Annotated in this window: 8 protein-coding genes; 3 read left to right on the top strand and 5 right to left on the bottom strand. The window is 63.1% G+C overall.

All coding sequences use genetic code 11. The features are described 5' to 3' along the window. The first annotated feature begins 9 nt into the window (after window positions 1-9). Together KIH76_RS08160 and KIH76_RS08165 are read left to right on the top strand one after the other, a co-directional pair. Window positions 10-2,280, top strand: a complete 2,271-nt coding sequence (locus KIH76_RS08160) for a DUF6049 family protein (protein WP_219070248.1) — start codon at window positions 10-12, stop codon at window positions 2,278-2,280. Continuing rightward, window positions 2,277-6,320, top strand: coding sequence for a murein biosynthesis integral membrane protein MurJ (locus KIH76_RS08165; RefSeq protein ID WP_236036920.1), 4,044 nt, complete (start codon window positions 2,277-2,279; stop codon window positions 6,318-6,320). Before KIH76_RS08160 ends, KIH76_RS08165 begins: the two co-directional genes overlap by 4 nt. Window positions 6,321-7,119: 799 nt before the next feature. Here the strand turns inward: KIH76_RS08165 and KIH76_RS08170 are convergent. Beyond that, complete coding sequence (locus KIH76_RS08170; RefSeq protein WP_236036930.1) at window positions 7,120-7,704, bottom strand: sugar O-acetyltransferase; 585 nt, start codon at window positions 7,702-7,704, stop codon at window positions 7,120-7,122. A gap of 148 nt (window positions 7,705-7,852) precedes the next feature. Further along, window positions 7,853-9,265, bottom strand: coding sequence for an ATP-binding protein (locus KIH76_RS08175; RefSeq protein WP_219070252.1), 1,413 nt, complete (start codon window positions 9,263-9,265; stop codon window positions 7,853-7,855). Between the two features lie 339 nt (window positions 9,266-9,604). Here KIH76_RS08175 and trxB point away from each other — a divergent pair, with 339 nt between their 5' ends. Then, window positions 9,605-10,564: a thioredoxin-disulfide reductase gene (gene trxB / locus KIH76_RS08180; RefSeq protein ID WP_219070254.1), complete on the top strand. Its 960-nt coding sequence runs from the start codon at window positions 9,605-9,607 to the stop codon at window positions 10,562-10,564. Between the two features lie 155 nt (window positions 10,565-10,719). On the opposite strand, the gene KIH76_RS08185 is transcribed toward trxB, so the two are convergent. Genes KIH76_RS08185 through KIH76_RS08195 form a run of 3 tightly spaced genes read right to left on the bottom strand, consistent with a single transcriptional unit; the run spans window position 10,720 to window position 13,491 of the window. Then, window positions 10,720-11,055 (bottom strand): GIY-YIG nuclease family protein, encoded by a 336-nt coding sequence (locus tag KIH76_RS08185; RefSeq protein WP_274608030.1) that lies wholly within the window; start codon window positions 11,053-11,055, stop codon window positions 10,720-10,722. A 29-nt stretch (window positions 11,056-11,084) separates the two neighbouring features. Then, window positions 11,085-12,503, bottom strand: a complete 1,419-nt coding sequence (locus KIH76_RS08190; protein ID WP_219070257.1) for a ParB/RepB/Spo0J family partition protein — start codon at window positions 12,501-12,503, stop codon at window positions 11,085-11,087. 1 nt (window position 12,504) lies between these two features. Next, window positions 12,505-13,491, bottom strand: a complete 987-nt coding sequence (locus KIH76_RS08195; protein WP_338023632.1) for a ParA family protein — start codon at window positions 13,489-13,491, stop codon at window positions 12,505-12,507. Between the last annotated feature and the right edge of the window lie 175 nt (window positions 13,492-13,666).

Below are 13,666 nucleotides of genomic sequence, written 5' to 3' on the forward strand. Positions count from 1 at the left end.
CGACGCGCTATGAACCGTGCCCTAACCGCATTGCTGGTCGTTGTGATGAGTCTGGCCGTATGCTTCGCCGTGCCCGCGCGAATCGCGCTGGCCGAGGACGGCGACGGATCGGCCGACACGGCCGACACCAGCACGGCCGACACCAGCACCAGCGAGACGACGGACGCCGCGACCAAACCGACCATCACGATCGACTCGGCCACGGCTGTCGTCACCGCATCCTCCGGCTACCATCTCAAAGCCACGATCGCCAACCCGACCGCCGACACGCTGCCGGCCGGCACGCTCACGCTGACCGTCAACGCGCGGTTCACGTTCTTCTCGCGCACCGACATCCAGCAGTGGGCCGAAGGCACGACGCCCATCCCCGCAATGGACGTGCTCGGCACCGCGGACGTGGCCGAACTCGCGCCGGGAGCGTCAACGAGCGTGACGGTCGACGTCGACCAGGACGACCTGAAGCAGATCGTCTCGTGGGGACCGAAGCCGCTGGCGCTCACGTATGCAGTGGACGGCCAGATCGAACGGGTGACGCACAGCTTCCTGACCCGTTCGACGGACGGATTGAACATCGCGAGCACGCCGGCCATGAACATGACGATCGTGCTGCCGATATCGTCGACCGCATGGCAGGCGGACGAGACGGCCGTCACCAAGCTGGTCAACGGCCAGCCTTCCGGCCCCGCGAACGGCGGCAACAATGCCGGCGGCAACGGCACTTCCTCGTCCGGCGAATCGTCCGGCAACACATCCGATAGCGTGTCCGGCAGCTCGTCCGGCGGCGCAAGCACCGGCTCGTCCAACGCCACGTCCGGCAGCGCATCCGGCACCCCGTCCAACGCGTCCGCGGACGCGGGCCAGGTGGTCACGCTCGGCGACGACGCGCAGCTCGAACGCACACGGTTGCAGGCCGTATCCAAGCATCCGGCGCTGCAGGTCATCGCCGACCCGACGACGCTCAACGCGCTGTCCATGCCGCCGCAGGTCAGCGGCATCATGCAGCCGGCCGGATTCGACATCTCCTCGTACAGCGCGTACGGCGACGCGGACGCCTACCGCGAGGCCGGCGTGGAATCGTCGGCATGGAACGCGGACGCCGCGCTGGCCGACTACCGTTCGGCGATCGGCGACCAGAACGCGACGCGCGACACGTACGCGTGGCAGGGCAAGGCCGTCTGGTCGCTGCAATCGTTGGCCGAGGCGAAACGGCAGGGATATTCGACCGTGATCGCCGACCACGAGTTCGACGCCAGCGACGACTCGACCGTGCACACCGGCAAGATCGTGGTGCCGACCGACGCGGGCGAGGTGACCGTGCTCACCGAGCAGCGCGAGCTGAGCCGACTGGCGCAGGGCAAGGCGACCAGCGACACCGCCGACAGCGAGACGAGCGCGGCCGGACGGCTCGCGCGCTTCGTCGCGCAGAGCGCGTTCTACCAGATGGAACAGCCGTACACCAGCCGCAACCTGCTGGTCTGCTTCGGCACCGGCACCGACGCGGCCATGATCGACGCGCTGATGAGCGCCGTCGAACAGTCGCCGTGGCTGAATCTGACCGATCTGAACACGCTCAGCGACGCCGACGCGTACGCCAGCGGGGACGACGCGCTGCAGCTCGTCCAGGACAGCGTCGCGCTCACCGATACGCAGTCGCAGCAATTCCAGCAAACGTTGGCGTCGCTGACCGCAAGCCGCAGCAACGTCTCCCAGTTCGTCTCCTCCGTGCTCGACCCCGACAGCGACGACGCGAAGAACTGGGCAACCACGCTGCTGGACGCGCAGTCGACGTTCGCCTTGCACGCGCTGTCCGGGCACACCGCCACGGCCGAGCACATGGCCACCGGTGCGGTCAGCCTGTCCACGCAACTGCTCAACGGCGTCTCGATCGCCCCGTCCGAATCGGTGACGGTGGTGAGCGAAACCGCGAAGATGATGGTCACCATCAGCAACCAGCATCCGTATCCGGTGCACGTGAAGGTCTCGTCGCTCACCGATTCGCCGGAAATCGTCACCTCGCGCATCGCCGAGACCAACGTGCCCGCGCACGGCGAATCGCAGGTCACGTTCACCATCCGCGTGGCCACGTCCGGCAAGGCCACGGCCACCATCAGTCTGCAGGATCGCGACGGCCATCCGTTCGGCGCCGCGCAGTCCACCAGCATCACCAGCGTGCTGCGCATCAGCGACATGAGCGGCTTCGTGATCATCGGCTTCGCCATCGTGCTCGGCCTGCTCGGCCTGTGGCGTCAGTTCAACCGCAAGAAGGATCCCGACGAATGAGTTCATCACTTGGCCGCAACTCGTTGATCATGGCTGCCGGCACGGCGGCCTCCCGCGTGACCGGTCAGGTGCGCACGATCCTGCTGGCCGTCGCACTCGGCACGACCGGCCTTGCGGCGAACGCGTATCAGGCCGGCGCGATGATCCCTCAGGCCGTGTTCGCGCTGGTTTCCGGCGGCATCTTCAACGCGGTGCTCGTGCCGCAGATCGTGCGCACGCTGCAGCAGGATGACGCTGAGGAGCGGCTGAACAAGCTGATTACGTTGGCAATCTCGCTGCTGGCACTCATGACGGTCGTCATGGCCGCGGCCACGCCGCTGCTGACCATGCTGTACGTCGACGGCACCCCGGAGATGCTTGCACTGACCAACGCGTTCACCTTGTGGTGCATGCCGCAGATCTTCTTCTACGGCCTGTACACGGTGCTTGGCCAGGTGCTGGCGGCCAAGGATCATTTCGGCGCGTACGCGTGGAGTTCGGTGGGTGCGAACGTGATCAGCTGCGCGGGATTCACCGCGTTCATCCTGCTGTTCGGCCGCGCCACCGAACAGCCGATGGGGTTCTGGACCGGCGACAAGCTGATGCTCACGGCCGGAACGTGGACGCTGGGTGTGGCGTTCCAGGCGCTGATCCTGTTCGTGCCGCTCACGAAATGCGGCATCCGGTACCGGCCGCGCTGGGGTCTGCACGGCATCGGCCTGCGGTCGATGGGCTCGGTGGCCGGCTGGAGCGTCGCGATCGTCGTCGTCGACCAGGTCGCGAGCCTGCTCGCCACGCGCATCACCACGTCCGCGCCGGGAGCCGCGCACGCGCGTCTCGGTCTGGACATGGTCGAGGTCGCCGGCAACGCGACGTATCAGAACGCGTTCACGCTGTACATGCTGCCGTATTCGCTCATCGCCGTATCGGTCGCGACCGCCCTGTTCCCGCGCATCTCGCGCGCGATCGCCGACCACGACATCGACGGCGCGCGCTCGACGCTCAGCCTGTCGCTGCGCAGCATGGGCGTGCTTATGATGTTCTTCACCGCCGCGTTCATCGTGATGCCGGTACCGATCATCATCGCGCTGCTGCCGTCCGTGAGCATGCACGAGGCGACGCTCATCGCCGCGCCGCTGATGACGCTCGGTCTCGGCCTGCCGATCTCAAGCGCGTATCTGGTCATCCAGCGCACGTTCTACTCGTTCGAGGACGGCCGCAACCCGTTCCTGTTCATGCTGCTGTTCAACGTGCTGTTCATCGGATCGGTGTTCGGCCTGAGCCGCGTCACCCCGCCGACGCAGTGGGTGATGCTGGTGGGCGCGGGCTCCGCGCTCGGCCATCTGGTCGCGTTCCCGTTCCTGATCCCGCCGTTGCGCGCGCGGTTCGAGGGCCGACTGGACGGCCGGCGCATCGCGTGGTCGTACGGGCAGTCGCTGGTGGCCGGCGCGGCCGCGGTGATCGTGGGATTGCTGGCGCGCGATCCGGTGTACTCGCTGCTGGGCGTCTGGTCGCCGCAGGACGCCGCGGCGGCGGGATCGCCCGATGCGGGAGCGGCCGGTCATGGCCGTCCGATTACGGCCGCGCAGGCCATGAACATGAACTGGTTCCAGGCGATCGGCGCGTGCGTGCTGCTGACGATCGTGATCACGGTCGTGTATGTCGGCGTGCTGTGGCTGCTGCGGTCGCGCGAACTGATGATGGCGGTCGACATGGTGAAGTCGCGGCTCACGCGGCGGCCGGTCGCCCCCGCAGACCCCGAGCCGGCCGCTACCGCAGCGGCTGATGTGCCGCCCGCGCCGCCGGCGCAGACGCGCGAATCGAAGCCCGCGCAATCGTCCGCACAGCCGATGGCCTCGACCACACCGACGATTAGAATGACACCGAAACCCTCGTCAGAATCATCTTCGCAATATGGAGTCGGAATGAAGCCTCAACTGGGAGATACCATCATCAATCGATACACGCTGGTATCACCGTTGCGTAACACCCCCGGCCTGCAGGCATGGAAAGCGAACGATCGCATGCTCGCGCAGGACTGCCAGGTGTTCGTCATCACCGACCGCCGCGTCGTCACGCAGGTCAACGACGTCACGTCGATCCTTGCGTCCATGCACGATCAGCGGCTCACGCAGGTGCTTCAGCTGCATCACAGCGGCGAACTGCCGATCATCGTCACCCGCGAGGACGCCGGACTGTCGCTGAGCGACTATCTGCGCGGCCCGGCACGCAAGATCCTGAGCTACGCCGCAATCCGATCGATCCTCGGCGAGACCACGTTGATCGTGCGCACGCTGCTCGCGCGCGGCGTGGTCGACCATGCGATCAGCACCGACACCGTGCGCATCAGTGCGGCCGGCGTGCAGCTGGCCGACATTCCAGTGAGCATGATGCTGCAGGACGTTTCCGGCAGGACCGACGATTCGACGGGCGACGAGGAACGCGCGGTGCGCCAACTCGCGGCGCTGCTGTACTCGCTGCTCAACGGCACGCCGTCGAACGCGCACACCGAATACGACATGTCCCGCCTGAACGACGACATTCCGGGCGAATTCAAGCTGATCTGCCGCCGCGGACTCGGCCTGCACGGCGATAACGGCACGTTCAACGCGCCGATGTCGTCGCTGGCTGAAATCGATGCGCTGCTGGGCGCGTGGTATCCGCTCAACCAGCTGATGGAGCACGACATCGCGCTGCCGAGCATCGCCGGCACCGCGTCGATCATGCTCGCCGCGATCAACCCGACCCCGCAGGATGCGCTGATGGAGATTCCGGCCGGCATGGTCAACACGAACCCGCTGCCGCCGCTGTCGCTCAATACGCCGAAGTACGCGTCCGCGCTGACCTCCGACGACGTGGTCGACGTGACGCCGCTGACCGGCGATCTGTTCTCCGCGTTCGACGGGCAGCACACCGACGGCAATGGCGCGGCGCTGCCGACCGTGCCGCTGAACGTCTCGTCCGTGCGCCACAACGACGCGATCCCGAACCCGCCCGCGGCTCCGGCCGTGCAGAACGTGCCGGGATACTCGTTCCCTGTCTCCGACGCGGTGTCGCGGCCGACGCTGCCGCTCAACCCGATCGTGGCGGGCTCCCCGACTGCGGCCGCCGGAGCCGGAGCCGCGGCCAAGGCCGACGATATCGAGGCGACGCAGACGCTGCCCGCGGCCGTCGCGCCGCCGGTCGCGCCGCCGCCGGTCGCCGACCCGGCCCTCGAGGCCACGCAGGTCATCGACCCGGTCAAGAACACGGCCCCCGATCCGAACGAGACGGTCGCGATGCCTCCGATCACGGTCAAGACCGCTGTGACCCGACCCGACAAGATCGCCAACGCCGCGCTGAACGCCGACGTGGCCGACGAGACGCTCATGATCGGTCTGCCGACCAAGATCATCACGGTGCTGGTCGGCATCGCGGTGGTCGTCGGCGCTGGCTATTTCGCGGTGCGCGCGCTCAACAACGCGGCGACCGGCAACGTGGGCGGCGGTTCGTCCTCGCAGGCCGATCCGTGGAAGGACAACCTCAACGACGTGCCGTTCGGCAACACGACGAACGGCGAGGTTTCGGGATCGGACGATTCCGATTCGTCCGACAATTCTTCGAACGGCTCGAGTAGCTCGAATAACTCGTCGAGCAGCTCGTCCGACAAGTCGTCGTCCTCGTCCGGCAAATCCAAGGTCGTCACCGCCGACAAGGAGGCGAAGAAGGTTCCGGATCCGAAGTACCACAACGACACCCCGGTCACGATCGCAAGCCAGTCGTTCCTGTCGAGCCCGGCCGGCCAGAGCGGTTTCGCGTACCATCTACACCTGAACGAAGCGACGAAGGTGTACCGTCTCAAGATCACGATCAGCACGTCGGGCGGCAAGGCGTACGTGCGCACCGGCACCACGGACGATCCGACCAAAGGCAAGCAGGTCGCGGACTTCACGTTCGCGGAGGGCGGCACTACCGAGGTCAAGTTCAACTCCGTGGTCACCACGCAGGACGTGATGATCTGGGTGCCGATGGACGGACTGCCGAACGGACAGCTCTACATCCAGAAGGTCGAGCTGTTCTAGGCGGTGCGGCCTTGCGCCGCGATTCCCAGACAACACTCAGGAAGAACACACGAAGCGTCAGGAATCAGGTGGTTATATCGTAGTCAGCGGTTGAAAGACCGCGACAACTGAACTTCCTTTCTTCCTTCTCCTCTCTGAGAATAAGCCCGGCCCCGCAGCCGGGCTTATTCGTTGTTGGGGTGATAGCCGGCCGTTCCTTCCTCCACAGGTTATGGGTCGGGGTTGAGTCACCCCCATTCCTTGTGCCGCCTGCCGCCCCGGCTGTTGTTATCCACCTTCCCGGGCACAACCCTTCTCCCGGGCATACAGCCTATCCCTTCCGGGCTTACGGCCGGTTCTTAGGCACAAAACGGCCGTAAGCCCGGGAGGCCAGTTCCCCTGTCGTTCCCCAGTTGCTTCCCTGCCGTTCCCTGCCGCCCCCGGTTGCTCCCAGTCATACCCGGTTGCGCCTTAGTTGCACACTGCCGTTCCCCGGCTGTCCCCGGTTGCTCCCTGTCGCCCTCTGACGTTACCGGCTGCTCCTGGTCATACCCTGCCGTTTCCAGTTGCTCCCGGGCATACGGCCGGTTTTAGTGTCCAAAAAGGCCGTAAGCCCGGGAAGGAAGCCCGCATCATAATCTCATTCCCGGGCATACGGCCGTTACGGACATGGAAACCGGCCGTATGCCCGGGAGAAGATCCCCAGACACAGCCTTTCTTCCGGGCTTACCGCCGCTCCTTCCCGGGCTTACGGCCGTTTCGCGCCTATGAGCCGACCGTATGCCCGGGAAGGATCGTGCCCTGAACCGTGAAACCGCGATCAGATGCCGTCGGGAATGCGGCGGTCGCGCCAGTAGTATTCCCGATCGTGGTCGTTGATCTCACGCACCACACGGCACGGCGAACCGAACGCCACCGAGTCCGCCGGCACATCGCGCGTGACCAGGCTGCACGCGCCGATCACCGAGTTGTCGCCGATCGTCACGCCGGGCAACACGGTCACGTTCGCGCCGATCCACACGTTGCGACCGATATGGATCGGCTCGGAGAACTGCGCGATCCGCTCGCGCAGGTCGGGACGGACCGGATGGCCGGTCGTCACGAGCGTGACGTTCGGGCCGATCATCGTGTGGTCTCCGATGAAGATCTCGCCGTCGTCGACCAGCGTGAGGTTGAAATTCGCGTACGAATGTGCACCCCAGTGCGTGCTGCATCCCCAGTTCGCGTGCACCGGCAGCTCTACGTACGCTCCCTCGCCGAACTCGGCGAAAAACTCGTGCAGCAGCTCGCCGCGCCGCGGATCGCCCGGCATCGTCGCGTTCAGTTCATGCAGCAACCTCATTTGCTCCTGCTGGGCCGCGCCCATTTCGGGGTCGCTGCAGAAATAGATCCCGGGCGAATGCATCACGTCAAGCACCCGTTGCGGAACACTCATCGCACACTCCTTTGTCTGAGACGAACGTCGCCGTCTCGCAGCGGACGCCCATCGTCTTCTTGCGCAATCTTCTCCATTGAACCGGAGAACCAAGCTTTTCGCAAACCCGATACCGAACCTATCGTTCCCTGAACATGTCATCCGCACACACGAAGATCATGTCAGGATCATTGCGGTATTTGGCCAGTGTGGTCTCGTGCACGGGGTTCTTCGTAAAGAACGCCAATGTCGTCTCTCGATATCCGCGAATCAGTCCGATTCGATCCCGCAACGACGCGATCATTTCAGTTTCGTTGACCGTATTGCGCCATTTGCATTCGCCCAGCAATATCTTTTTCTCGTCAGGCTCGGCAGCCACCACATCGATGTCCGTTTCCTCCCGCTTCAGCGGATTGTTGCCCCACCATTTTCCGGTCAGCACCGGCATGAGCGGCAGTTTGCCGCTTTGGAATGCCCTGAATATCCATTGCATGCACATCGTCTCAAACTGCTGTCCGACATATGCGGCGAACACGGCACTCTCGGCAGTTTTCCGCGCGATTTCCACGCCACTGCCGGTCTCGATCAAGGTTACGTTCGGCGCGACGAACCTGTACCAGTATGCGAAGAACGGATCCTTGATGTGTATTCTGGATTTGCGCGACGTAGGCTTTTCCCCAAAGGGAATGGAACGCTCAATGAGACGCAGCTCTTCCAATGTCTTGAGATAGAACGACACAGATGTTGGTTCCAAACCGATATGATCGGCGATGATCTTCGGAGTATTGCACCCATTACTGACAGCTTGGAGAATGGAATCATAGATGGCGGGGCTTTTCAACTCCTCCCGCAACATCATCATAGGTTCCTCATACAGCAAACCAGCCTGATCGAAACATAGCATCGCCACGTTCTGCTCATACGACAGCTGCGGATCAAGCTGTGCCAAGTAATATGGGGTGCCGCCGAATGTCGCATAATATCTCACGGCGTCCTCGGCCGTGCAGTGTTCTACGAATCGGGCAGCATCGAAGCAATCAAACGGCTGCAACTTGATCTGACCAGTGCGTCGGCCGTACAGCGGACTGTGCACGCCAAGTACCTTGCTCTCCATGAAGCCCTGGTTACTTCCGGACAGAATCAGCATGGTATTCGTGTCCTTCAGACCATGGTCGATGGCGATTTGCAATATCGACGGCAGACTCGGCTCGGCCTCGGCGGCATATGGAAATTCATCCAATACAATGACAAGCTTGTCGCCCGCGTGACGACGTGCTTGACTCACCAGATAATCGATCGCATTGTCCCAACTACGAAAATCGACTTCAGGCTGATTGAAATACGCGGCGATGGCCATGGCGAACGATTGCAGTATCAGTCGGGAATTCTGCTGTCGGGCGGTGAAGTACAACGCCGTCTTGCCGTCAAGAAAATGGTCGATCAACGCCGTCTTGCCGACTCGTCGGCGACCGTAGATCACCATCATCTCGAATCGCTTGCTGTCGTACATGCGTTGCAATGCAATCAGTTCATGCTGTCTGCCGATGAACATGAAAGCCTCCCCGAAACCACATCGATATCCATCACTATATAGATTATTCTAATATAGAAAAAACTATATAGATTATTCTATATTAGAATAATCTATATAGTGAGACTCATACCTCCTCTTAGGACGGCCTTGTAGCTTGGCGGGGCTACTGCATGAGCATGTGGAGTCCGGTCATGAGGATCATGGCGGTGATGCTGGTGGTGGCGATAAGGCATCTTTACATAACAAAAAGATGCCTGTTACAACACCGTATAAACGATCTATCACGGCGCCAGTCCGGCGATTCAGCGGGAGGCGTGACACGGCCCGACATAGCCGGTGGTTGGTAGAGTGGGGCGCATGAGTGATGAGATTCGTGATGTGATCGTTATCGGTTCCGGCCCGGCAGGCTACACCGCCGCCATCTACCTCGGCCGCGCGGGATACCGCCCGCTGGTGATCGCCGGCGCCCTCACGCCCGGCGGCCAGCTGGTAAACACGACGGAAGTCGAGAACTTCCCCGGTTTCCCGGACGGCATCATGGGCCCGGACCTGATGGACGCGATGCAGAAGCAGGCCGAGAAGTTCGGCGCCGAACTGGTGTATGACGACGTGGTGTCGGTCGATTTCGGCGGCGATGCCGACCAGCCCGATGCGCACGCGGTCAAGTCGGTGACCGTGGACGGCGGCGAAACGTACCGCGCCCGCGCCGTGGTGATCACGACCGGTTCAAGCTACCGCAAGCTCGGCGTGCCCGGCGAGGCGGAGTTCTCCGGCCGTGGCGTCTCGTATTGCGCGACCTGCGACGGGTTCTTCTTCCGCGGCAAGCCGATCGTCGTGGTCGGCGGCGGCGACAGCGCGTTCGAGGAGGCGCAGTTCCTGTCCCGCTTCGGCTCGTCGGTGACGCTCGTGCATCGCCGCGACGAGTTCCGCGCCTCGAAGATCATGGTGGATCGCGCCCGCGAGAACGAGAAGATCTCGTTCGTGACGAACGCGGTGGTCGAGTCGGTGAACGGCGACGATTCCGGTGCGACGTCGGTGACACTGCGCGATGTGGTGACCGGCGAGACGCGCGAACTGCCGGCGGAGGGCGTGTTCGTGGCGATCGGCCACACGCCGAGCACCGGATTCCTCGGCGGCGCGGTCAAGCTGGATGAGGACGGCTATATCGTGGTCGACGGCGCGTCCACGCGCACGTCGGTGCCGGGCGTATTCGCGGCCGGCGACGCGGTGGACCGCGTCTACCGCCAGGCCATCAGCGCTGCCGGCATGGGCTGCCGCGCCGCCCTCGACACCCAGTCCTACCTCACACAGGAGTAGTGGCTTTTTAAGATTTCTCCACTCGCTTCGCTCGGTCGAAATGACAAAAAGTAGAGCGCTCAGTCAAAGTGACAGGAGAATATATGACGCCTCGGTCGAAATGACAAATAGAGCGTCATTTCGACCGAGGCGATAGCCGAGCGGAGAAATCTTTATTACCCGACCAGATCCTTAGCGAGATCATTCCACTGCGGATTAGTCAGTTCGACAAGACGGTTCTTCTTGTCACGGTTCCACTTCTTAATCTGCTTTTCACGCTCGATCGCCACGCGAACATCTTCCACGGATTCGTAGTGAACCAGTTTGGTCACGTTATATCGGTCAGTAAAGCCATCCACTCTGTGATTTCGATGCTCACTCAACCGGCGAAGCAAGTTATTCGTCATGCCTACGTACATCACCTTGTTATTCCAGTTGGTCAAGATGTATACGTAGTACAAGATTTCTCCGCTCGCTTCGCTCGGTCGAAATGACAGAAAAAGATGGCACATCGGTCGAAATGACGGGAAGCTTCATTATCTTACTTCCAACCAGAGTCGGGGGCGGGGGTGCCGTCGGGCATGAGCAGGTCGAGGATGCGGTTCATGTCTTCGGGCGAGGAGAACACGATCTCAATGCGGCCGTGCTGCTCGGAGCCCTTGATCGACACCTTGGTGTCGAAACGGTTCTCGAGATGCTCGCGGATCGGCGAATTGGCCCACGGATTGTTCTTGTTGGCGCGGGCCTTGCGCGGCTGATCGCTTTCGGCGACCTTCATCGCCACGATCTCTTCGGTGGAACGCACCGACAGTCCCTCGGCGATGATCCGCTGTGCCAGCTGCTCCATCTCGTCCTCGCTGCCCAGCGCGAGCAGCGCACGCGCGTGGCCGGCCGACAGCACGCCGGCGGCCACCTTCTTCTGCACGCTCGCCGGCAGGTTGAGCAGTCGCAGCGTGTTCGCGATCTGCGGACGCGACTTCGACACCGACTTCGACAGCTGCGCCTGCGTCAGACCGAACTCGTCGATCATCTGCTGGTACGCGGCGGCCTCTTCGAGCGGGTTGAGCGCGACGCGGTGCAGGTTCTCGAGCAACGCATCACGCAGCATGTCGTCGTCCGCGGTCGTCTTGACGATGGCCGGGATGGTCTTGAGTCCCGCCAACTGGGAGGCCCGCCACCGGCGCTCCCCCATGATCAGCTCGTACGGCGTGCGGCTCAGCTCGTCGGCGTTCGGATCGCGCTGCGCGGCGGCCAATTGGGAGGCCGGACGCTTACGCACGACGATCGGCTGAAGGATGCCGACTTCCTTGATGGACGCGGACAGTTCGGCCAGTTCGTCCTCATCGAAGACGGTCCGCGGCTGGTGCGCGTTCGGACCGATGTCGGTGATGGTCAGTTCGGCCAGATAGCCGCCCTGCACCGGCTTGAGTTCGACTTCCTCGGTGTCCTTGTCGTTCTTGGACTGCTTGCCGGCGGCCGTCTGGGCCGTCGGACGTTCGGCTGCGGCAGTCGGCGTGACAACGTTCGCCGCGGCAGCAGGAACGGCGGAGACGGCCGACGGAGCCGTGTGATCGCCGCCGAAGAACAGGTCGCTCGGATGCGCGATATCGCCGATGCCGGGCATCGCGGCGCGCTTGGTCTTGGCCGCCTTGGCCTTGCCGCCGTCGGTTGCGGCATCGGTCTTGCCCACGGCGCTCAACGGATCGCCGGAACTGTTCCGGCCCATCGACGCGGCCGCGGACGCGATCGCCGCGACGGTCGACGCGTCCTTCGCCGGCACGACGACCGTGGTCTTGACGGGATGGTCGTTCTTCGCGATCACGGCACCCGTCCCGGTGGTGGCTGCAGCCGCCGGCATGCCGGCGATCACCGACTGTTCGTCGGTCTTCTGCTCGTGCGGTTCTCCGGGAAGATCGGGAAACAGCGCACCCAGTCCTTTGCCCAAACGTGACTTTGCCATCTCAGTGTTCTCCTCGCTTGATCGCAATCGCCTGCAACGCCTGCGCCGAACGCTTCGCGATTTCCAGCGCCGCCTCGCGGTATGCGGTGGCGCCCATGCACTGCGGCTCGTAGGAAATCACGCTTTGGCTGAAGCTCGGCGCTTCGGAAATCTTCACGGTTCGCGGAATGGTCGTGTCGAGCACGATCGACGGGTAGTGCTGCTTGACCTCGTCGTAGACCTCGCGGCTGAGCAGCGTGCGCCGGTCGAACATGGTGACCAGCATGGTCGAGACGAGCAGCGACGGATTGAAGTGCTCCTGCACGAGGCCGATCGTGTGGATGAGCTGGCCGAGGCCTTCGAGCGCATAGTATTCGGCCTGAATCGGGATGAGCATCTCGTTGACCGCGCACATCGCGTTGATGACGAGCAGACCGAGGCTTGGCGGGCAGTCGATGAATACGTAATCATAGTGATCGCCGCAGTGCGCGAGATACTCGTTGATCGCGTCGCGCATCAGGTTGTTGCGGTTCGGCGAGTCGGCGACCTCGAGTTCGGCGCCGGACAGGTCGATGGACGCCGGCACGACGTCGAGCGTGGAGAAGTCAGGGCAGACCTGTTTGACCTGTTCGATGGTCAGACGCCCCTCGATCACGTCGTAGACGGACGGCATGCCCGAGCCGTGCGGGATGCCGAGCGCGGTGGACGCGTTGCCCTGCGGGTCCATGTCGATGACCAACACGCGGGCGCCGGCGAGGGCCAGGGCCGCGGCGATGTTGACGGTTGTGGTGGTCTTGCCGACGCCGCCTTTCTGATTGGCGACCGCGATCATTCGGGTCTGCTGCGGCTTGGGGAAGACGGCGGCCTCGATGGCCTTGTACCGCAACGATTCCTGCGCGATCTGCGCACCCAGAGGAGAAGCAGAATCCTTGAAGATGCGATTGATGGTCTGCGTCACCGTTTCCGGTTCCTGCAGGCCCCCAACGGTCTGGTCATCTGCTGTGGACACGAGTTCCTCCTTCACAAGACAGTACGTTCCAGTTTCATCGTTCGCGTGGACATGAAACGTCGTTTTCAGCAGTTATCCACACCGTTATCCACATGCATGTGGATAACGGTGTGGATAAAGCTGTGGATAACATGTGCATATCTTTGATAGGCGATTGCCAAAGTCGCTATTTTTC

Origin of the sequence: Bifidobacterium simiiventris (assembly GCF_019331715.1) — a bacterium.
Lineage (GTDB): Bacteria > Actinomycetota > Actinomycetes > Actinomycetales > Bifidobacteriaceae > Bifidobacterium > Bifidobacterium simiiventris.